The organism is Pseudomonas sp. ICMP 10191 (assembly GCF_001467335.1).
Classification (GTDB): Bacteria; Pseudomonadota; Gammaproteobacteria; order Pseudomonadales; family Pseudomonadaceae; genus Aquipseudomonas; species Aquipseudomonas cerasi.
Window position 1 is genome coordinate 54,035 of the sequence record NZ_LKGW01000157.1, and the last position, 21,645, is coordinate 75,679.

Below are 21,645 nucleotides of genomic sequence, written 5' to 3' on the forward strand. Positions count from 1 at the left end.
GCGCTCTTACCGGGCCGAAGCGAGTTGAGTGAAGGCAGTGCCTAGCCATTGCTGCACGCCGTGCATGGTCGCTGCCGAAGTGTCGAGGAACGGCTGCGGGAACACCCCGAGCACGACCAGCAACACGGCAAGGCCCAGCACCATGATCATTTCCCGTCCGTCCATGCCCTTCAGAACCTCGTCGGACTTCGACGGGCCGAAGTAGGCGCGGTGGATCATGATCAGCGAGTAGACAGAACCAAATACCAGACCGGAGGTGGCGATCGCCGTGATCCATGGTGAGCTGGCGAAGCTGCCCAGCAGAATCAGGAACTCGCCGACGAAGTTGCCAGTGCCCGGCAGACCCAGAGAGGCGGCGGCAAAGAACAGGCTGATGGCCGGGATGTAAGCGATGCGTGACCACAGGCCGCCCATCTCACGCATGTCGCGGGTGTGCAGGCGCTCGTACAGCTGACCACTGAGAATGAACAGTGCCGCAGCCGACAGACCGTGGGCGATCATCTGGATCAGTACGCCTTGCAGCGCTTGCTGGCTGCCCGAGTAGATACCGATCAGTACGAAGCCCATGTGCGAAACGCTGGAGAACGCGATCAGGCGCTTGATATCAGTCTGGGCAAATGCCAGGAATGCGCCGTAGAAGATACCGACCAGCCCCAGCGTCATGGCAATCGGTGCGAACTCGGCCGATGCGTTGGGGAACAGCGGCAGGGCAAAGCGCAGCAGGCCGTAAGCCGCCGTCTTCAGCAGGATACCCGCCAGGTCGACGGAGCCTGCAGTCGGTGCCTGGGCATGCGCATCCGGCAGCCAGGAGTGCAACGGCACCACCGGCAGCTTGACGGCGAAGGCAATGAAGAAGCCCAGCATCAGGATGTACTCGGTGCCCGGTGCCAGTTTGGTCTTCAGCAGGTCGGCGTAGGCAAAGGTGATCACGCCGGTCTGATTGAAGTGCACCAGCACCAGACCCAGGATCGCCACCAGCATGATCAGGCCGCTGGCCTGAGTGAAGATGAAGAACTTGGTGGCTGCGTAGATACGGGTTTTCTTCCCATCCGAAGAACTGTGACCCCAGAGCGCGATGAGGAAATACATCGGCACCAGCATCATTTCCCAGAAGAAGAAGAACATGAACAGGTCGATGGCCAGGAACACTCCGACGACACCGCCCAGGATCCACATCAGGTTAAGGTGGAAGAAACCGACCTTGCGCTGGATTTCCTTCCACGAGCACAGCACCGACAGCACACCCAGAAGGCCGGTCAGCAGGATCATCAGCAGCGACAGGCCATCGAGTGCCAGATGCACGTCGATGCCGAAGCGGGTGATCCACGGATGGTGGAATTCCAGGGTCCAGGTCGGATCGGCACCCGGCACCGGCGCGTAGCCGAAGTTGCCGGTAGCCCACAGCCAGAGGCCGAGAACCAGTTCCAGGGTCATTGTCAGCAACGCAATCCAGCGCGGCAGGGTAGAGCCGAAGCGCTCACCCAGCCAGCACAGCAGGCCGCCGATGAAGGGGATCAGGATTAGCCAGGGCAGAATCATGACGGGCTCAATTCCTTTCGCAAATTCGCAAGGTTCATATCAGATCGCAACCAGAACGACGGCACCGAGTACCAGAACGGCACCCACGGCGATCGAGGCAGCATACCAACGCAACTGGCCGGTCTCGGTGCGGCTCATGGTGTCATGACCGCCTTTGACCAGACGTGGGATCAAGCCGATGGTGCGGTCGAACGGATCACTACGCAGTACATGGCTGATTGCCAGATACGGCTTGACGAACAGCTTGTCGTAGATCCAGTCGAAGCCCCATGCCGCGAACCACCAGGCCGAGAGGAAACGGCCCGGAGCGCTGTTGGCGATAGCCGTCGCCAGGCGGCGCTTGCCGAGGAACAGCAATGCTGCCAGCAGGATACCGGCCAGCGCGATGGCGCCGGAGGCGATCTCCAGGCTGTGCTTGGCTTCGCCACCGGCATGGCCGACGCTCTGCGGCAGCACACCGGCCAGGGGCGGAGTGATCCACGCGCCGATGAACGTCGACAGTACGATCAGCACCGACAGTGGCAGCCAGTGAGCGATACCGTGACCTGCGTGTGCTTCGGTCTTGGCTTCACCGTGGAACGCGATGAAGATCAGACGGAAGGTGTACAGCGACGTCATGAACGCGCCCACCAGACCGGCATACAACAAGCCATTGTTACCGCTGGCAAATGCTTCCCAGAGAATTTCGTCCTTGGAGTAGAAGCCCGCCGTCAGCAGCGGCAGGGCGGAAAGAGCAGCGCCACCGACGATGAAGCTGGCGTAGGCCAATGGCAGTTTCTTCCACAGGCCGCCCATCTTGAAGATGTTCTGCTCGTGGTGGCAGGCAACGATCACCGCACCGGAAGCAAGGAACAGCAGCGCCTTGAAGAAGGCGTGGGTCATCAGGTGGAAGATCGCGCCTTCCCAGGCGCCAACGCCCAGTGCCAGGAACATGTAACCGATCTGGCTCATGGTCGAGTAGGCGAGGATACGCTTGATGTCGGTCTGCACCAGTGCGGCGAACCCCGCCAGAACCAGCGTGACGCCGCCGACAATGCCGACCAGATGCAGGATGTCAGGTGCCAGTGCGAACAGGCCATGAGTACGCGCAATCAGGTAGACGCCCGCCGTGACCATGGTCGCTGCGTGGATCAGCGCCGAAACCGGAGTAGGACCGGCCATCGCATCCGCCAGCCAGGTTTGCAGTGGCAGCTGTGCAGATTTACCGACCGCACCGCCCAACAGCATCAACGTCGCCAGCACGATCCAGAAATCGCCGACCTTGAAGTGTTCCGGCGCCCGGACCAGCAGTTCCTGCACATTAAGCGTGCCCAATTGCTGGAACAGGATGAACAAGCCGATAGCCATGAACACGTCACCGATACGGGTGACGATGAACGCTTTGAGGGCTGCGTTGCCATTGTTGCGGTTGCTGTAATAGAAACCGATCAACAGGTAGCTGCACAGGCCCACGCCTTCCCAACCGAAGTAGATGAACAGCAGGTTGTCGCCCAGGATCAGGAACAGCATGCTGGCAATGAACAGGTTGGTGTAGGAGAAGAAGCGCGAGTAGCCCGCTTCACCGCGCATGTACCAGGACGCGAACAGGTGGATCAGGAAGCCGACACCAACCACGACGCCCAGCATCGTGACGGACAGCCCGTCCAGATACAGCGCGAAGTTGGGCTGGAAGCCATCGACGTCCATCCAGCGCCACAGCACCTGCGTGTAGTGACCGCCTTCAGGTGGTGCCACGTTGAACTGCCAGATGACCCAGGCCGTGACGATGGCTGAAAGGCCGATGGAGCCGACACCGATCAGCGCAGCGAGGTTTTCCGAGATGCGTCCACGGGAGAACGACAGCAGCAGAAAGCCGATGAGGGGGAATACGAAAGTCAGAAAGAGAAGGTTCATCCGCGCATCTCGCTGGCAGCATCGATATCGAGAGTGTGGAAGCGGCGATACAGTTGCATCAGGATCGCCAGGCCGATACTGGCCTCGGCTGCCGCAAGGCTGATCACCAGGATGAACATCACCTGCCCGTCCGGTTGCCCCCAACGGCTGCCGGCCACAACGAACGCCAGTGCAGCGGCGTTCATCATGATTTCCAGGCTCATCAACACGAAGAGAATGTTACGGCGCACCATCAGGCCGACCAGACCCAGGCAGAACAGGACCCCGGCGACCGCCAGACCGTGCTCAAGAGGGATAGCATTCATTGGCTTGGCTCCTTGGCCTCGTTGCGGCCCAGATGGAAGGCCGTGATGGCTGCTGCAAGCAACAGCATCGAGGCGAGTTCCACCACCAGCAGATAGGGCCCGAACAGGCTGATGCCGACTGCCTTGGCGTCGACCGTGGTGTGACCAACACCAGCGCCGGTCGGGTTGGCGAACAGCACATACAGCAACTCGGCCAGCAACAGCGCGCCGAGAATGACCGGGCCGATCCAGATGCCGGGTTTGAGCCAGGCACGTTCCTGCTGAACCGAGGCCGGGCCGAGGTTCAGCATCATCACCACAAACACGAACAGGACCATGATTGCGCCCGCGTAGGCAATGACTTCCAGCACGCCGGCGAACGGAGCGCCGAGGCTGAAGAACGTCATTGCTACGGCGATCAGCGAGATGATCAGGTAGAGCAGGGCGTGCACCGGGTTCGTGTTGGTGATCACCCGCAGGGTGGACACAACAGCGATACCGGATGCGAAGTAGAAAGCGAATTCCATCTTTACTTCCTTAAGGCAGCAAGCTCTTGACGTTGATCGGCTCGGCTTCGTTCTGTGCGGAGCCCTTGGGCTTGCCGCCGATGGCCATACCGGCAACGCGATAGAAGTTGTAGTCAGGGTTCTTGCCGGGTCCGGAGATCAGCAGGTCTTCCTTCTCGTACACAAGGTCCTGACGCTTGAAGTCGGCCATCTCGAAGTCCGGCGTGAGCTGGATCGCGGTTGTCGGGCAGGCTTCTTCGCACAGGCCGCAGAAGATGCAGCGCGAAAAGTTGATGCGGAAGAAGTCGGGGTACCAGCGTCCGTCCTCTGTTTCGGCCTTCTGCAGCGAAATGCAGCCGACGGGGCAGGCTACTGCACACAGGTTGCATGCCACGCAGCGCTCTTCACCATCGGGGTCGCGGGTCAGGACGATGCGGCCGCGATAGCGGGGCGGAAGATAAACCTGCTCTTCGGGGTATTGCAGGGTGTCGCGCTTGCGAAAGCCGTGGCCGAAGACCATGACCAGGCTGCGCAACTGGGTACCCGTACCCTTAACGATGTCACCAATATATTTGAACATGGGTCAAATCCTCACTGAACCGAGCCTGCCGGTGTGTTCAACAACACAATCGCAGCAGTCACCAGCAAATTGATCAGGGTCAGCGGCAAACAGAACTTCCAGCTGAAATCCATGACCTGGTCATAACGCGGGCGCGGGATGGAGGCGCGCAGCAGGATGAACAGCATGATGAAAAACGCGGTTTTCAAGGCGAACCAGAAGAATGCCAGCGATGGCAGAATGTCGAACGGGCCGTGCCAGCCACCGAAGAACAGCGTCACCAGCAGCGCCGAGATCAAGATGATCCCGATGTATTCGCCCACGAAGAACATGCCCCATTTCATGCCGGCATATTCAATGTGGTAGCCGTCAGCCAGTTCCTGCTCGGCTTCCGGTTGGTCGAACGGGTGGCGGTGAGTGACCGCGACGCCTGCGATGAAGAACGTACAGAAGCCGAAGAACTGCGGAATGATGAACCACAGGTTCTGCGCCTGATATTCAACGATGTCGCGCATGTTGAACGAGCCGACCTGAACCACGATGCCCATCAGCGCAAGGCCCATGAACACTTCGTAGGACACGGTTTGTGCCGAAGCACGCAGGCTGCCCAGCAGGGCGAACTTGTTGTTGCTCGACCAGCCGGCGAACAGCACCGCATACACGGACAGACCGGCCATGGCGAAGAAGAACAACAGACCGATGTTCAGATCCGCGACGCCCCAGGTCGGGGTGATCGGGATGACCGCAAAGGCGATCAGCAGGGCACTCATGGCAACCACCGGCGCCAGGGTGAAGATCACCTTGTCGGCGAACGGTGGGGTCCAGTCTTCCTTGAAGAACATTTTCAGCATGTCGGCTGCGATCTGGAACATGCCGAACGGACCCACACGGTTCGGACCATAACGGTCCTGCCACCAACCCAGCAGACGACGTTCGATGAAGCTCAGCAGGGCACCACAAACCACGACCGCCAGCAACACCACGATGGCCTTGACCACTGCAATGATTGCGTCGATCACATCAGGGGTAAACCAGGTCATTGCGCTGCCTCCTGCAGACCGTCAACGGATTTGCCGAAGAGTGCTGGCGGAATGCCAGGCAGTCCTGCCGGCAATGCCACAAGGCCCGCGCCCAGTTCTTCGCTGATGCGCAACGGCAAGGTCAGCGTTTCACCGCCGATGCTCAAGGAGAGCAGGGCACCGTCGTTGACGCCGAGACGATCGGCTTCGGACTTGGCCACTGCGACATAGGCCTGCGGGATGCGTTCCTGAACCGGCGCGGCCAGAGACGAGGTTTCGTCGCTGCCAAACAGGTGGAAGAACGGCACGACCTGCCAGGTGCCGCGCTCTGGAGAGAACGCACGTGGCACGCTGGAGAACCACGACAGACCATCGCCCTGGCTTTCGATCAGGCGAGTGCCCGGGTCGCCGGCGCGCAAGTGACCGCCGACTTCGTCCTGAAACTTGTTCCAGGCCTGCGGCGAGTTCCAGCCCGGCGACCAGGCGAATGGCACCTGCTGACGAGGCTCGGCCGAGCCCGAGTAGCCTTCCATTGAGAAGGAGAACGCTGTGTCGATGTCTTGCGAGGTGCGCGGCTCATGCACGCTGATATTGGCTCGCATCGCGGTACGGCCGCTATAACGCAGCGGTTCGCGAGCCAGTTTCAGGCCCTTGATGCGGAACGACGCAGACGGCGCGGCGTTGACGATACCCGCCAGTTGCGGGGTGCTGCTGGCGCAGGCCTCGGTGACGTGGTCGAGTTGCGTCCAGTCAACCGGCTTGTTCAGCAAGGTGGCACGCAGGGCATGCAACCAGCGCCAGCCTTCGTGGACCAGAATGCTCGCATCCAGATAGGTCGGATCGAAGACCTGGAAGAAGCGTTGGGCACGGCCTTCCTGGCTGACCAGTGTGCCGTCGCCTTCAGCGAAGCTGGCAGCTGGCAGGACCAGGTGGGCGCGGTCGCTGGTCGGGGTTTTCTGATGGTCAGCGACGATCACGACCTTCGCAGCGCTCAGTGCGGCGTCGACGATCTTGGCGTCCACACGACGATACAAATCGTTTTCCAGCACCACGATGGCGTCGGCCTTGCCGGAGATCACCGCTTGCAGCGCGGCATCTACGGACTCGCCTCCGAACATCGCCAGGCCCATGCTGTTGGCTTCAGGCACGATCAGGCTGATGGAACCCTGCTTGTCGCGCAGCTTCAAGGCCTTGGCGATGTTGGCAGCAGCTTCGATCAGCGCTGTCGAACCCAGCGAACTGCCGGAAATGATCAGCGGTCGTTTGGCAGCCAGCAGCGCATCGGCAATGCGTTGCGCCAGTTCCAGCGCCTCGCTGTCCAGACCATCGACGGCAGGTGCGCTGGCGTCCAGGGCATGAGCCACGGCAAAACCGATACGCGCCAGATCATCGGGCGCTGCATGTACGCATTCTTCTGCAACATCGTCGAGACGGGTTTCGGCGAGGCTGGCGATGAACAGCGGATTGAGCTCGTGCTGGCCAATGTTCTTCACGGCCGCTTCGAGCCACGGCTGGACTTTCATCGCCGCAGCCATGTCTTCAGCCTTGCCTTTGACGGCTTGGCGCAAGCCCAGGGCCATACGTGCCGCCGTTTGGGTCAGGTCCTCGCCGAGGACGAAGATGGCATCGTGATCTTCGATGTCGCGCAGGGTCGGGATCGGCAGTGGGCTGTCGTTCAGGACCTTGAGGATGAGTCTGATACGCTCCAGCTCACCGGCTTCGATACCGCTGTAGAAATGCTCGGCCCCCACCAGCTCACGCAGCGCATAGTTGCTTTCGAGGCTGGCGCGAGGAGAGCCGATACCGACGATGTTACGGCCGCGCAGCAGATCCGCCGCCTTGTCCAGCGCCTCGTCCAGGCTCAGTTTGACCTGGCCGTCGACAAGCAATGGTTGGCGCGGGCGATCCTTGCGATTGACGTAGCCGTAGCCGAAACGTCCGCGGTCGCAGAGGAAGTACTGGTTGACCGAGCCGTTGTAACGGTTTTCGATGCGGCGCAATTCACCGTAGCGTTCACCCGGGCTGATGTTGCAGCCGCTGGAGCAACCGTGGCAGATGCTTGGTGAGAACTGCATGTCCCATTTGCGGTTGTAGCGCTCGGAGTGGGTCTTGTCCGTGAACACGCCGGTCGGGCAGACCTCGGTGAGGTTGCCGGAGAACTCGCTTTCCAGCGTGCCGTCTTCAACGCGACCGAAGTACACGTTGTCATGGGCACCGTAGACGCCCAGGTCGGTGCCGCCCGCATAGTCTTTATAAAAGCGTACACAGCGATAACAGGCGATGCAGCGGTTCATCTCGTGCGCGATGAAAGGCCCCAGCTCCTGATTCTGGTGGGTACGTTTGGTGAAGCGATAACGGCGCTCGTTGTGGCCGGTCATCACGGTCATGTCCTGCAGGTGGCAGTGACCGCCTTCCTCGCAGACCGGGCAGTCATGCGGGTGGTTGGTCATCAGCCATTCGACGACACTGGCCCGGAAGGCCTTGGACTCATCGTCTTCGATGGAAATCCAGGTGTTGTCGGTGGCTGGCGTCATGCAGGACATGACGATACGACCGCGTGTGTCGTTCTCGTCGGTGTACTGCTTGACCGCACACTGGCGACAGGCGCCAACGCTGCCAAGGGCAGGGTGCCAGCAGAAATAAGGGATATCGAGGCCCAGCGACAGACATGCCTGTAACAGGTTGTCTGCACCATCGACTTCGAGCGCTTTGCCGTCTACGTGAATAGTAGCCATGGTTCAAAGGTCTTCGTTGGCCCGTTGTCAGCGGGCGTGGCTAATGGAATCTCGGTAGTACCCGTATCGTTCAGCCCGGAGGGCGTCAGCAGGTACGAGGACGGCAGCCCGAACAGCCGCCGACCGTTGTGTCTTGTTATGCGCCGACCACTGTCGGACTTTTGCCCGGAACGAGCGTGGCTGCGCTGGCTGGCGCGATACCGGCTTCGAACTCTGAACGGAAATACTTGATCGCACTGCCCAAGGGTTCAACGGCGCCCGGTGCATGGGCACAGAAGGTCTTGCCAGGGCCGAGGAAATTGACCAGACCCAGCAGGGTTTCGATATCACCCGGCTGACCCTGACCGTTCTCGATGGCGCGAAGCATTTTCACGCTCCATGGCAAACCGTCGCGGCATGGCGTGCAGAAGCCACAGGACTCCTGAGCGAAAAACTCTTCCATGTTGCGCAGCAGCGAGACCATGTTGACCGAATCGTCGACCGCCATCGCCAGACCCGTACCCATCCGGGTGCCGACCTTGGCGATACCGCCTGCATACATCTGGGCGTCCAGATGCTCAGGCAGCAGGAACCCCGTACCGGCGCCTCCGGGTTGCCAGCACTTGAGCTTGAAGCCATCGCGCATGCCGCCGGCGTAGTCTTCGAACAGTTCGCGAGCCTGTACGCCGAAAGGCAGCTCCCACAAACCGGGGTTTTTGACCTTGCCGGAGAAGCCCATCAGCTTGGTGCCGTGGTCTTCACTGCCTTCGCGAGCCAGCGACTTGTACCAGTCGTTGCCGTTGTTGACGATGGCAGGCACGTTGCACAGGGTCTCGACGTTGTTCACACAGGTCGGCTTGCCCCAAACGCCTACTGCAGCGGGGAAGGGCGGCTTGGAGCGCGGGTTGGCGCGGCGGCCTTCCAGCGAGTTGATCAGTGCGGTTTCTTCACCGCAAATGTAGCGACCGGCACCGGTGTGCACGAACAGTTCGAAGTCGAACCCGGTGCCGAGAATGTTCTTGCCCAGCAAACCGGCGGCCTTGGCTTCCGCCACTGCGCGATTGAGGTGCTTGGCCGCAGTGACGTATTCGCCGCGCAGGAAGATATAGCCGCGATAGGCTTTCAGCGCGCGGGCACTGATCAGCATGCCCTCGACCAGCAGATGGGGCAGTTGCTCCATCAGCATGCGGTCTTTCCAGGTGTTGGGCTCCATCTCGTCCGCGTTGCACAGCAGGTAGCGGATGTTCATGGATTCGTCTTTGGGCATCAGGCCCCATTTCACACCGGTGGGGAAGCCTGCGCCACCGCGGCCCTTGAGGCCGGAATCCTTGACCGACTGGACGATATCGTCAGGCGCCTGTTGCGTCAGCGCCTTGCGCGCTGCGGCATAGCCGTCCTTGGCCTGGTACTCGTCGAGCCAGACCGGTTCGCCGTCGTCGCGCAGACGCCAGGTCAGCGGATGGGTTTCTGCCGTGCGCGCAATGCGGTTGGCAGGGCCGAAGGAAGTGATGGTCATAGGTAACCCTCCAGCATCTTGGCAACGCCAGCAGGCTGTACATCGCCGAAAGTGTCGTCGTCGACCATCACGGCCGGCGCCTTGTCACAGTTGCCGAGGCAGCAGACCGGCAGCAGTGTGAAACGACCGTCGGCGGTGGTCTGACCCAGGCCGATGCCCAGTGAGCTCTTGATCTCGTCGACCACGTTTTCGTGGCCGCCGATGAAGCACACCATGCTGTTGCAGACGCGAATGATGTGACGCCCGACCGGCTGGCGAAAGATCTGGCTGTAGAAGGTGGCAACGCCTTCGACGTCGCTGGCGGGAATGCCCAGCAGGTCGCCGATCGCGTAAATCGCGCCGTCGGGCACCCAGCCACGTTCCTTCTGAACAATTTTCAGGGCTTCGATGGACGCCGCGCGCGGGTCCTCGTAGTGATGCATCTCATGCTCGATGGCCGAGCGCTCGGTTTCGCTCAGCGCGAAACGGTCTGTCTGGATTAGCGGGCTATTCATGCTTAGCGGTCCACGTCGGCCATAACGAAATCGATACTACCCAGGTACGCGATCAAGTCCGCGACCATGCTGCCTTTGATCACCGAAGGGATCTGCTGCAGGTGCGGGTAACTCGGGGTGCGGATCCGGGTACGGTAGCTCATGGTGCCGCCGTCGCTCGTCAGGTAATAGCTGTTGATACCCTTGGTCGCTTCGATCATCTGGAAGGACTCGTTGGCCGGCATGACCGGGCCCCACGAAACCTGCAGGAAGTGCGTGATCAGGGTTTCGATGTGCTGCAGGGTGCGCTCTTTCGGCGGCGGCGTGGTCAGCGGGTGATCCGCCTTGTACGGGCCTTCCGGCATGTTGCGCATGCACTGGTCGATGATCTTGATGCTCTGGCGCATCTCTTCGACGCGGACCATGCAGCGGTCATAGGCATCGCCATTGGCGGCCAGGGGCACTTCGAATTCGAAGTTCTCGTAGCCCGAGTAAGGGCGCGCCTTGCGCAGGTCGAAATCGCAACCGGTGGAGCGCAGGCCGGCACCGGTGACGCCCCATTCGAGGGCTTCCTTGGTGTTGTAGGCGGCGACGCCGACGGTACGACCCTTGAGAATGCTGTTCTGCAGGGCAGCCTTGGTGTATTCGTCCAGGCGCTTGGGCAGCCAGTCGACGAAGTCCTTGACCAGTTTTTCCCAGCCACGCGGCAGGTCGTGAGCGACCCCGCCGATGCGGTACCAGGCAGGGTGCAGACGGAAGCCGGTAATCGCTTCGATCACGGTGTAGGCTTTCTGGCGGTCGGTGAACGTGAAGAACACCGGTGTCATGGCGCCCACGTCCTGAATGTAGGTACCCAGGAACAGCAGGTGACTGGTGATACGGAAGAACTCGGCCATCATGATGCGGATGACGTCGACCTTTTCCGGCACCTTGATGCCTGCCAGCTTCTCGACCGAGAGCACATAAGGCAGGTTGTTCATCACCCCGCCCAGGTAATCGATACGGTCGGTGTAGGGAATGAAGCTGTGCCAGGACTGGCGTTCGGCCATTTTCTCGGCACCACGGTGGTGGTAGCCGATGTCCGGAACGCAGTCGACGATCTCTTCGCCGTCCAGTTGCAGAATGATACGGAACGCGCCGTGAGCAGAAGGGTGGTTCGGCCCCAGGTTGAGGAACATGTAGTCCTCGTTGGCGCCAGAGCGTTTCATGCCCCAGTCTTCCGGACGGAAGCGTGCGGCTTCCTCTTCCAGTTGCTGTTTGGCGAGGGTCAGGCTGTACGGGTCGAATTCCGTTGCACGGGCAGGGAAGTCCTTGCGCAGCGGATGGCCTTCCCAGGTTGGCGGCATCATGATGCGGCTCAGGTGCGGGTGGCCTGGGAAGTCGATGCCGAACATGTCCCACACTTCACGCTCGTACCAGTTGGCGTTCGGCCAGATGCTGGTAATCGTCGGTACGCTCAGGTCGCGTTCGGAAAGCGCTACCTTGATCATCACGTCGCTGTTTCGCTCGATCGACAGCAGGTGATAGAACACGGTGAAGTCTGCACCGGGCAGACCACGACGGTTTGTGCGCAGACGCTCGTCCACGCCATGCAGGTCATAGAGCATGGAGTAGGGCTTGGGCACGTTGCGCAGGAACGTCAGAATTTCAAACAGCCGGGCGCGCTCGACCCACAGCACGGGCATGCCGGTGCGAGTCGGCTGGGCAGTGAAAGCCTCGGCACCAAAACGGTTGTTCAGTTCAACGACGACATCTTGGTCGTCAGCCTTGTAAGGCGGGATGTACAGAGCGTTGTCTGCAGTCATAGGTCTCAATCACTTCGGTCAACGTACAGAATCAACCCCGGTTCTTGTCTTTTTTATAAGAAGAACGGGCTGGATCAGACTTCGTCGGGGCTGCGCAGGTTGGTCACCTGAATACGCTGTTCGCGGCGCTGTTCCTTTTGCGATGGCATCTCGGCGCGATACACGCCTTGATCGCCAACGACCCAGGAAAGAGGGCGACGCTCCTTGCCGATGGATTCCTGCAACAGCATCAAGCCTTGCAGAAACGCTTCGGGGCGGGGCGGGCAGCCGGGCACGTAGACATCCACGGGAAGGAATTTGTCCACCCCCTGGACCACTGAGTAGATGTCGTACATGCCACCGGAGTTGGCACACGAACCCATGGAAATGACCCACTTGGGTTCGAGCATTTGCTCGTAGAGACGCTGGATGATCGGCGCCATCTTGATGAAGCAGGTACCGGCAATGACCATGAAATCCGCCTGTCGTGGCGACGCCCGGATGACTTCAGCGCCAAAGCGCGCGATGTCGTGGGGTGCCGTGAAGGCGGTGGTCATTTCCACATAGCAGCACGACAGGCCGAAGTTGTAGGGCCACAGGGAGTTTTTACGTCCCCAGTTGACCGCACCGTTCAGCACGTCTTCCAGCTTGCCCATGTAGATGTTTTTGTGGACTTGATCTTCTAACGGATCGGAAACGGTTTCCCGTTTGCCGATGGGGTACTGCTCGTTAGGAGCGTCCGGGTCGATCCTGGTGAGATTATATTGCATCGCCAAAGCCTCATTGTTTCAGCTTCGCTTGCCGATTACGGCGACCTTCAGGAGCCCAGTCAAGAGCACCAACCCGCCATAGGTAGACAAGACCTGCCAACAGAATTGCTATGAAAACGAGAGCTTCGACGAATCCGGTCCAGCCGCTTTCGCGGACGGACACAGACCAGGCAAAGAGAAAGAGGGCTTCAATGTCAAAGATCACGAAAAGCATCGCGACCAGATAGAATTTTGCGGAGAGACGCAGGCGCGCACTGCCGGTAGGCAGCATGCCGGATTCGAAAGGTTCGTTCTTGCTGCGGCCCCAGGCCTTGCTTCCGAGCAGGCTGGAGAGACCGAGCATGAAGGCGCAAAGGCCGACAACACCCAAAAGGAAAATGGCGAAGCCCCAGTTATGGGCAATCAGACCTGTCGATTCGGGCATGCTGTCAGTCCTTGTTAGAGAGCAAAGGTCTCTGTGCTTGATAAAGAGTCGAGGCAGTGACGAAATGTCGCAGTGCGGTCAACGGATTGATTTTATGTGCAAACAGTTGGCAAGTAAATTTTCTACATCAAATTTATTTACGGAATTAATTGCCCAAGGCCTTTCAGGGAGGCTGCAGGGCCTGCCGGGCGGGCATCAGCGGGGATTTCGTTAATTATGTTTCTTGACCGAGAAAAGCAGGAAAACGCAATTTGAATGATAATTAATATCATTTGAAGTGGTCTTGATAGTTCAGCGTTCGGTAGTCGGCGCATAGTGGGTAACGGTACTGATTATAAAGTACGCCTTTTGTAGCATTCGCCCGGCAACTGCATATTGTCCGAAATCAATACCGGCACCTTCTGACACAAAAGACAGACCGCCCTGACGGACGGCCTGTGTTTTCAACGCGTTGCGCGGTGTATCAGTGGAATTGCTCTTCTTCGGTCGAGCCGGTGAGTGCGGTTACCGACGATACGCCGCCCTGAATCACGGTCGTCATGTCGTCGAAATAGCCGGTACCCACTTCCTGCTGGTGAGCCACGAAGGTATAACCCTTGGCAGCGTCGGCGAATTCCTGTTCCTGCAGCTTCACGTAGGCGGTCATGTCGTTGCGGGCGTAGTCATGCGCCAGATTGAACATGCTGTGCCACATGTTGTGAATGCCTGCCAGGGTAATGAACTGGTGCTTGTACCCCATCGCCGACAGCTCGCGCTGAAATTTGGCAATGGTTGCGTCGTCGAGGTTTTTCTTCCAGTTGAAGGACGGCGAGCAGTTGTAGGACAGCAACTGATCCGGGTATTCCTTTTTGATCGCTTCGGCGAAGCGGCGTGCCTCGTCCAGATCCGGCCTGGCGGTTTCGCACCAGATCAGATCGGCGTAGGGCGCGTACGCCAGACCGCGTGCGATGGCCTGATCGAGGCCGGCGCGAACCTTGTAGAACCCCTCATGGGTACGTTCGCCGGTCACGAATGGCTTGTCGTACGGATCGCAATCGGATGTCAGCAAGTCGGCAGCGTTGGCATCAGTCCGGGCCAGAATGATGGTCGGTACACCGGCCACGTCGGCGGCCAGGCGTGCAGCGACCAGTTTCTGTATGGCTTCCTGAGTCGGGACCAGCACTTTGCCGCCCATGTGGCCACATTTCTTCACTGAAGCCAGTTGATCTTCGAAGTGCACCCCGGCGGCACCGGCCTCGATCATGTTTTTCATCAGCTCATAGGCATTGAGTACACCGCCGAATCCGGCTTCCGCGTCTGCCACGATCGGAGCGAAGTAGTCGATGTAGCCTTCGTCGCCCGGCGCCTTGCCGGCTTTCCACTGGATCTGATCGGCACGGCGGAACGAGTTGTTGATGCGCTTGACCACGGTAGGCACCGAGTCAACCGGGTACAGCGACTGATCCGGGTACATGGACTCGGCGGAGTTGTTGTCGGCGGCGACCTGCCAGCCGGAAAGGTAGATGGCCTGAATGCCAGCCTTGACCTGCTGCACAGCCTGGCCACCGGTGAGGGCGCCCATGCAATTGACGAAATCCTTGTCCGGCCGAAAGGACGGTTTGGCACCCTGGGTCACCAGGTTCCACAGCTTGTCCGCGCCCAGCCGTGCAAAGGTGTGTTCGGGTTGAACCGAGCCGCGCAGGCGGACCACATCTGCAGCGGAATAAGTACGGGTCACGTTTTTCCAGCGCGGATTTTCAGCCCAGTCTTTCTCGAGAGCCGCTATTTGTTGTTCGCGTGTCAGTGCCATGGTGATAAACCTCTAGAAGTAGGTCTCGTTGGAAAGTCCTGCTCCGCCAAAACGCCTCGTTTATCGAAGGCACGGTAGATGGCTGCTCGCTGATCCGGGGTTTTGCCTGAAGCCGCACGTTATGAGTGGCGCGACGGGTGAACGAGGTGCTCGAGGGGGGAGCGGGTGTCCGGACATGAGGCTGTCAGGTGGACAGTCGGGCCTGCAGTGGCGTTGTGCATCACCGTCGGCCTTGCCGGGTTACCGTTTACGCTTCCGTCCCTCGGGACAACTTCGTTCCAGTCGCAACCTCGTCAAACTGCCTTGTGGGCGATGCGGACACGAATCGGCTCTGCGGGTGTGTGAGAGCGGCGACTCGAAGGCTTTTTGCAAAGCCTCTGATTAGCGGGAGCGAGGCAATCATGCCTCGCACTTTAGGGGGGCGTCAAACGTTTTGTAGTGCTTTTTTTAAATCACTACATATTTGTGAAAAGTAGACCGGACAGTCATCAAAAGGCCCGTAAGTATTGGGTTTTCAGCCCGTGCAGGCTATTCGAGGGTTTCGACCTTTACACGCAAAATCATATCGTCACGACCCTGTGTGGAATAGCGTTGCGCCAGGCCACTTTGATCCGCGACGGATTCATTGCTGTTGCTCGCCAGTGTGATCCATTCTCCCAGCCGTCCGCTGACCTGGCTGTCAGTACTCTGCACCTTGATAGCGTCGGGTCGCTCCTGGCTTATGCGGTCATGATTGGTGCTGATACTCAGGTGAACCGTGTCGCCGGTTACGCTGGCCGTGACGTAAAAACCTTGGGTTACATTGCGGTACTCGGTGTCGCTTCGGGAATATCCGTAGGCGTCCGTGGATGAGGAGGTCAGCGGCACACTCTGGCCAACCTGTATGAGTGCAGGGGTGCCCTCGCTGGTCTGCACTTGTTGCACGCCGCCTTCACGGCTGGCGGTACCGTACTGAATAACCCGCGAGCCACTGCTGCTGCGGGTCGCGCTGTCGCTGGTGTCGACGCTGATCAGCAAGCGTTTCGGTGCCGTATCGAGCTGCGAGATCAAGGCGCGAAGTTCTTCGATCTTGCGTGACTCTGCATTCACGATCAGTTGATTGCCGTAGGCGCTGACGGTGCCTTCGTCCCCCAGAAAGGATTTGGCGACCGGCAACAGATCGGCACTGGTGCGGTAGTTGAGCGGGACGACTTCGGTCGCCGCGAAGACCTGAGCGCTGAAGACGATCAGCATCGAGGTGAGCGCTGCATTGAGCAAGTTGCGTACTGACATGTTCATTCTCCGCGGTGAGCGCGTAAAGCATGATTGTGCCACTGTGTCGGCTGCAGGCAATCAAGCTGAATGCTCAGGCATAAAAATGCCCTGCGGCTTTTCGGATCGACCTTGAGGGGGCGAGCGAAAAAGAGCAGGGCGATCATCATGTAGTGCCGCTGCAAGCGCCTACATAACTGCGTTGATCACGCTTCGCGGAGCATATCAACGTGTGGCAGGCCGGCTTCGAGAAACTCGTCGCTGATAACCGAAAAGCCGAAGCGCTGATAAAACTCGACGGCCTGCACCTGAGCGCTCAGCTTGAGCGGCTTGAGCCCACGCTGTTCGGCTTCATGGATCACTGCACCCAGCAGAGCCTCGCCGACCTTCAGGCCACGCCAGTCTCTCAGTACTGACAGGCGACCGATCTCGCCATCGGGCAGCAGTCGGGCAGTGCCCACCGCATATTCACCCTCGTACGCAAGAAAATGCACGGCACCTGCGTCTTCGGCATCCCACTCCAGTTCCGGCGGCACCGATTGTTCGGCAATGAATACCGAATCGCGTATGCGCCGGATATCGGCGTTGTTCTTCTGCCATTGGGCGACAGTTACAGTGACTTTATTCATCGGCAAATCCCAGGCTTCCTTGTTTTACGAGTTCGCAAAGCAAATTGCGCCCCTCGTCATCGGCCAACCATTGGCCAAGGTTTTCGCTGTGCAATGCATCGGCGGCACAGATCAGTTTGAGCAGGTCACGCAGGCTGCCCGGCAGCAGGCGGCTCTGGCCACTGGCAAACAGTAGCAGATCGTCATCGACTTCAGACCACGCCAGCCGTGCGCTCGGGTTACGAATCAGCACCGCCCCCTGCTCAAGGCTGTCGAGCAGGTCCTGTTCGTCGAGCTCTGGGCCGGTCACCAGTTCCGGGTAGCGCGGTTCGGTCATGAACTGGCCGAACCAGGTCAGCAGCAGGCGTTCGTCACTCATGTGCTCGGCCAGCAGCGTTTTCAGGCGATCAAGCGCTTCATGCTGGATCTGATGAGGATCGCTGACCGGCTGGGCGTCAGCATCGGTGTAGCGCTCTTCGTCCGGTATGAACTGGCTGAGGAAGTCAGTGAAGTGAGTCAGGACTTCGGCGGCGCTTGGTGCACGGAAACCGACCGAGTAGGTCAGGCAGTCGTCGACGGCGACGCCGCAGTGCGCCAGGCGCGGCGGTAGATAAAGCATGTCGCCCGGTTCCAGCGTCCACTCTTCGGTCTTCTCGAATTCGGCAAGGATGCGCAGGTCGGCATGCTGCAGCAGCGGGCTTTCCGCATCGCACATCTGGCCGATCTGCCAGTGGCGTTTGCCATGCCCCTGAAGCATGAACACATCATAGTTGTCGAAGTGCGGACCGACGCTGCCGCCAGGGGCTGCGTAGCTGATCATCACATCGTCAATCCGCCAGCTGGGCAGAAAGCGGAAGTTCTCCAGCAGCTCGCTGACTTCCGGAACGAATTGGTCCACGGCCTGGACCAGCAGCGTCCAGTCGCGCTCGGGCAGTTTGCTGAATTCGTCTTCAGCGAACGGGCCACGACGCAGCTCCCACGGGCGCTCGCCGTTTTCGATGACCAGGCGCGACTCCACTTCTTCTTCCAGGGCGAGGCCGGCAAGCTCGTCCGCGTCGATCGGGCTTTGAAAGTCCGGCAGAGCCTGGCGGATCAGCAGCGGTTTTTTCTGCCAGTAGTCACGCAGGAAAACGCGAGCAGTGATGCCGCCCAGAAGTTGTAGAGGAATATCAGGATTCATGTGTAAGCCCTTGAAATGAAAACGCCCGGCACAGCCGGGCGTGTGCAATTTTTTTGCGTGTCAGATGCGCTTGGCCTGAGCGGCTGCGTTACCGATGTAATTGGCAGGCGTGAGCTTCTTGAGCTCGGCCTTGGCTTCGGCAGGCATGTCCAGGCCATCGATGAAAGTCTGCAGCGCTTCAGGGCCGATGCCCTTGCCGCGTGTCAGCTCTTTCAGTTTTTCGTACGGGTTTTCGATGTTGTAACGACGCATGACGGTTTGAATCGGCTCTGCCAGAACTTCCCAGCAAGCGTCCAGATCGGCCGCAATGCGCTGCTCGTTCAGCTCCAGCTTGCTGATGCCCTTGAGGCTGGCTTCGTAGGCAATGACGCTATGGGCAAAGCCGACGCCCAGGTTGCGCAGTACGGTGGAGTCGGTCAGGTCTCGCTGCCAGCGGGACACAGGCAGCTTGCTCGCCAGATGCTGGAACAGTGCGTTGGCGATGCCCAGGTTGCCTTCGGAGTTTTCGAAGTCGATCGGGTTGACCTTGTGCGGCATGGTCGAGGAGCCGATTTCGCCAGCAATGGTGCGCTGCTTGAAATAGCCCAGCGAGATGTAGCCCCAGATGTCGCGGTCGAAGTCGATCAGGATGGTGTTGAAGCGGGCAATGGCGTCGAACAGCTCGGCAATGTAGTCGTGCGGTTCGATCTGCGTGGTGTAGGGGTTGAAACCCAGGCCCAGCTCGTCTTCGATGAAGGCCCGCGCATTGGCTTCCCAGTCGATGTCTGCATAGGCAGAGAGGTGGGCATTGTAGTTGCCGACTGCGCCGTTGATTTTGCCGAGCAACGGGACTGCTGCGATCTGACTGATCTGGCGCTCGAGGCGGTAAACGACGTTTGCCAACTCCTTGCCCAGTGTGGTCGGGGAGGCGGGCTGGCCGTGGGTGCGGGACAGCATCGGCACGTCTGCAAAGCGAATCGCCAGCTCGCGGATGGCGTCGGCGATCTGGCGCATCAGTGGCAGCACTACGGTGTCGCGACCCTCGCGCAGCATCAGTGCGTGAGACAGGTTGTTGATGTCTTCACTGGTGCAGGCGAAGTGGATGAACTCGCTGACCTTTTCCAGCTCTGGCAATTTGGCAGCCTGCTCCTTGAGCAGATACTCCACAGCCTTCACATCATGATTGGTGGTGCGCTCGATTTCCTTGACGCGCTCGGCATGTTCCACGGAGAAGTCTTCAGCCAGGGCATCCAGGATGGCATTGGCTTGCGCGGAGAAGGCCGGGACTTCGGTGATTTGCGGGTGAGCCGCAAGACGCTGGAGCCAGCGAACTTCAACCATCACGCGGAAACGGATCAGGCCGTATTCGCTGAAAATAGGGCGCAAGGCCTGGGTTTTGCCGGCGTAGCGGCCATCAACAGGGGAAACCGCAGTGAGCGAAGAAAGCTGCATGGGATGCTCTCGGACAGTCGGGCGACGAAAAGGGCGCATATCATACATGAAAAGTCAGTCGGACCGGAGCCCGCCGACCAGCGTAGACAGCGTCGTGCCTGGGGTGGTGAAGGTCATTGGCGCGCGGCGGGTCAGCCGTGCAGCAATGGGTAGAGTTCTTTCAACAACTTGCGGCGGCTGAACACCAGTTGCCAGCGATGACCGCCAACTTGCCGCCACAGGCGGGCAGAGCGAATACCGGCCAGCAGAATGCCGCGAATCTTCGAGGCGTTGTTCGGCTGCTGCAGGTTACGCATGTCGCCTTGTACCTGAATGCGCTGGCGCAAGGTACTCAGGGTGTCCTGGTACAGCGCGCCGGTCGCGGCAATCACGTTCTCATGGGCGATGCCAAAATGCTCGACCTGGGACTGAATCACCGGAATGCGTTTGCCGATCACTTCAAGCAGGTCGTCGCGCTTGGCCAGCTGGCGCTCGAGGCCGAGCATCGACAGGGCGTAGCGCAACGGTTCGCGTTGCAAGGTTGCCGGGTCACGTTCCAGGGCGCTGGCCATGGCGCGATAGCCTTCGTGCAGGTTGAGATCGTCGCCGCCGTAAACGTCCAGCGTATCCTTGGGGTCGACCACCAGCAGGCTGCCGAGCATGCAGCTCAGGGCTGCTTCGCTGATCTGACCGGTCTTGGCGATCCGGTCGACCAGCACGGCGGCCTGGAATACACCGCCCAGAGCGATCAGTTGTTCCTGAGTCGGGCTCATCAACGCTTGTCCTTGCTGGTCCAGGGTTCGGCAATTTCGATCACGCCGCCGCCCAGACAGATTTCGCCGTCGTAGAACACCACGGACTGGCCGGGGGTGACGGCGCGCTGCGGGTCATCGAATGTGGCGCGGTAACCGTCAGCGGTCTTTTCCAGCGTGCACGGCTGGTCGCCTTGACGATAACGGACCTTCGCGGTGAGCTTGCGCGGGCTGCTCAGGTCGATCGGGTTGACCCAATAGATTTCCGAAGAAACCAGCGCACGGGAAAACAGCCAGGGGTGATCATTGCCCTGACCGACAATCAGTTCATTGTTGTCCAGATCCTTGACCAGCACGTACCACGGATCATCACTGGCGTCCTTGAGGCCGCCGATGCCCAGGCCCTGGCGCTGGCCGATGGTGTGGTACATCAGGCCGCTGTGACGACCGATGACTTCACCCTCGGTGGTCTTGATTTCTCCGGGCTGGGCGGGCAGGTACTGGCGCAGAAAATCAGTGAAGCGGCGCTCGCCAATGAAGCAGATTCCGGTGGAATCCTTCTTCTTGGCAGTGGCCAGGCCGTGTTTTTCGGCAATGGCCCGGACTTCCGGTTTTTCCAGTTCGCCAACCGGGAACAGCGTCCGGGCGATCTGCTCGCCGCCAACGGCGTGCAGGAAGTAGCTCTGGTCCTTGTTCGGGTCCAGGCCCTTGAGCAGCTCGGTACGTCCATCGATATCACGGCGGCGCACGTAATGGCCTGTAGCGATAAGGTCAGCGCCCAGCATCAGTGCGTAGTCGAGAAACGCCTTGAACTTGATTTCGCGGTTACACAGGATGTCCGGGTTAGGGGTGCGCCCGGCCTTGTACTCTTCAAGGAAGTGCTCGAAGACGTTGTCCCAGTACTCGGCCGCGAAGTTGGCCGTGTGCAGCTTGATGCCGATCTTGTCGCACACGGCCTGGGCGTCCGCCAGGTCTTCGCGGGCGGTGCAGTATTCCGTTCCGTCGTCTTCTTCCCAGTTCTTCATGAACAAGCCTTCCACCTGATAACCCTGCTCCATGAGCAGTACGGCGGAAACGGAAGAGTCCACGCCGCCGGACATGCCGACTATGACGCGCTTCATTTCTGAGTTCGAGGGGGCTGGATCACGCATGGGGGTTCAACGGCTGACCTGTA

At 59.8% G+C, this 21,645-nt stretch carries 19 protein-coding genes; all 19 read right to left on the reverse strand.

Annotated features, from left to right (window positions below):
- Positions 1-6: 6 nt before the first annotated feature.
- Positions 7-1,539 (reverse strand): NADH-quinone oxidoreductase subunit M, encoded by a 1,533-nt coding sequence (gene nuoM, locus AO388_RS23445; RefSeq protein WP_002554022.1) that lies wholly within the window; start codon positions 1,537-1,539, stop codon positions 7-9.
- Positions 1,540-1,578: 39 nt separating this feature from the next.
- Positions 1,579-3,432, reverse strand: a complete 1,854-nt coding sequence (nuoL, locus tag AO388_RS23450) for an NADH-quinone oxidoreductase subunit L (protein WP_024663375.1) — start codon at positions 3,430-3,432, stop codon at positions 1,579-1,581.
- Positions 3,429-3,737 carry an NADH-quinone oxidoreductase subunit NuoK gene (gene nuoK, locus AO388_RS23455; RefSeq protein WP_003317980.1) on the reverse strand — a complete coding sequence of 103 codons (309 nt, stop codon included), beginning with the start codon at positions 3,735-3,737 and terminating at the stop codon, positions 3,429-3,431. The genes nuoL and nuoK overlap by 4 nt, the downstream gene beginning before the upstream one ends.
- The gene (gene nuoJ, locus AO388_RS23460) at positions 3,734-4,243 is read right to left on the reverse strand and encodes an NADH-quinone oxidoreductase subunit J (RefSeq protein WP_003317979.1); all 510 of its coding nucleotides are present in this window, start codon (positions 4,241-4,243) and stop codon (positions 3,734-3,736) included. Before nuoJ ends, nuoK begins: the two co-directional genes overlap by 4 nt.
- Before the next feature lie 10 nt (positions 4,244-4,253).
- Positions 4,254-4,802, reverse strand: coding sequence for an NADH-quinone oxidoreductase subunit NuoI (nuoI, locus tag AO388_RS23465; RefSeq protein WP_002554018.1), 549 nt, complete (start codon positions 4,800-4,802; stop codon positions 4,254-4,256).
- 11 nt (positions 4,803-4,813) lie between these two features.
- The gene (gene nuoH / locus AO388_RS23470) at positions 4,814-5,821 is read right to left on the reverse strand and encodes an NADH-quinone oxidoreductase subunit NuoH (protein ID WP_003371726.1); all 1,008 of its coding nucleotides are present in this window, start codon (positions 5,819-5,821) and stop codon (positions 4,814-4,816) included.
- Positions 5,818-8,535, reverse strand: a complete 2,718-nt coding sequence (gene nuoG / locus AO388_RS23475) for an NADH-quinone oxidoreductase subunit NuoG (RefSeq protein WP_058417275.1) — start codon at positions 8,533-8,535, stop codon at positions 5,818-5,820. Before nuoG ends, nuoH begins: the two co-directional genes overlap by 4 nt.
- A gap of 136 nt (positions 8,536-8,671) precedes the next feature.
- Entirely contained in the window at positions 8,672-10,030 is a 1,359-nt protein-coding gene (nuoF, locus tag AO388_RS23480; protein ID WP_003436020.1) for an NADH-quinone oxidoreductase subunit NuoF, read from the reverse strand.
- Positions 10,027-10,524, reverse strand: coding sequence for an NADH-quinone oxidoreductase subunit NuoE (gene nuoE / locus AO388_RS23485; RefSeq protein WP_002554014.1), 498 nt, complete (start codon positions 10,522-10,524; stop codon positions 10,027-10,029). The genes nuoF and nuoE overlap by 4 nt, the downstream gene beginning before the upstream one ends.
- 2 nt (positions 10,525-10,526) lie before the next feature.
- A complete protein-coding gene (nuoC, locus tag AO388_RS23490; protein ID WP_058417276.1) occupies positions 10,527-12,308 on the reverse strand; it encodes an NADH-quinone oxidoreductase subunit C/D in 1,782 nt (593 codons plus the stop codon).
- A gap of 74 nt (positions 12,309-12,382) precedes the next feature.
- On the reverse strand, positions 12,383-13,057 hold the full coding sequence (locus AO388_RS23495) for a NuoB/complex I 20 kDa subunit family protein (RefSeq protein ID WP_002554012.1): 675 nt from the start codon (positions 13,055-13,057) through the stop codon (positions 12,383-12,385).
- Between the two features lie 10 nt (positions 13,058-13,067).
- Positions 13,068-13,481 carry an NADH-quinone oxidoreductase subunit A gene (locus AO388_RS23500; RefSeq protein WP_002554011.1) on the reverse strand — a complete coding sequence of 138 codons (414 nt, stop codon included), beginning with the start codon at positions 13,479-13,481 and terminating at the stop codon, positions 13,068-13,070.
- Positions 13,482-13,944: 463 nt separating this feature from the next.
- Positions 13,945-15,270 carry an isocitrate lyase gene (gene aceA / locus AO388_RS23505; RefSeq protein WP_058396340.1) on the reverse strand — a complete coding sequence of 442 codons (1,326 nt, stop codon included), beginning with the start codon at positions 15,268-15,270 and terminating at the stop codon, positions 13,945-13,947.
- Between the two features lie 528 nt (positions 15,271-15,798).
- Positions 15,799-16,542: a secretin N-terminal domain-containing protein gene (locus AO388_RS23510; protein WP_058396339.1), complete on the reverse strand. Its 744-nt coding sequence runs from the start codon at positions 16,540-16,542 to the stop codon at positions 15,799-15,801.
- Between the two features lie 185 nt (positions 16,543-16,727).
- Positions 16,728-17,150 carry a GNAT family N-acetyltransferase gene (locus tag AO388_RS23515; protein ID WP_003371737.1) on the reverse strand — a complete coding sequence of 141 codons (423 nt, stop codon included), beginning with the start codon at positions 17,148-17,150 and terminating at the stop codon, positions 16,728-16,730.
- The gene (locus tag AO388_RS23520) at positions 17,143-18,309 is read right to left on the reverse strand and encodes a ribosomal protein uL16 3-hydroxylase (protein WP_058417277.1); all 1,167 of its coding nucleotides are present in this window, start codon (positions 18,307-18,309) and stop codon (positions 17,143-17,145) included. Before AO388_RS23520 ends, AO388_RS23515 begins: the two co-directional genes overlap by 8 nt.
- Positions 18,310-18,369: 60 nt before the next feature.
- Positions 18,370-19,740 carry an adenylosuccinate lyase gene (gene purB, locus AO388_RS23525; protein ID WP_003371741.1) on the reverse strand — a complete coding sequence of 457 codons (1,371 nt, stop codon included), beginning with the start codon at positions 19,738-19,740 and terminating at the stop codon, positions 18,370-18,372.
- 131 nt (positions 19,741-19,871) lie between these two features.
- Complete coding sequence (gene hflD / locus AO388_RS23530) at positions 19,872-20,492, reverse strand: high frequency lysogenization protein HflD (protein ID WP_003405097.1); 621 nt, start codon at positions 20,490-20,492, stop codon at positions 19,872-19,874.
- Positions 20,492-21,622, reverse strand: a complete 1,131-nt coding sequence (mnmA, locus tag AO388_RS23535; RefSeq protein WP_011168961.1) for a tRNA 2-thiouridine(34) synthase MnmA — start codon at positions 21,620-21,622, stop codon at positions 20,492-20,494. Before mnmA ends, hflD begins: the two co-directional genes overlap by 1 nt.
- Positions 21,623-21,645 lie beyond the last annotated feature (23 nt).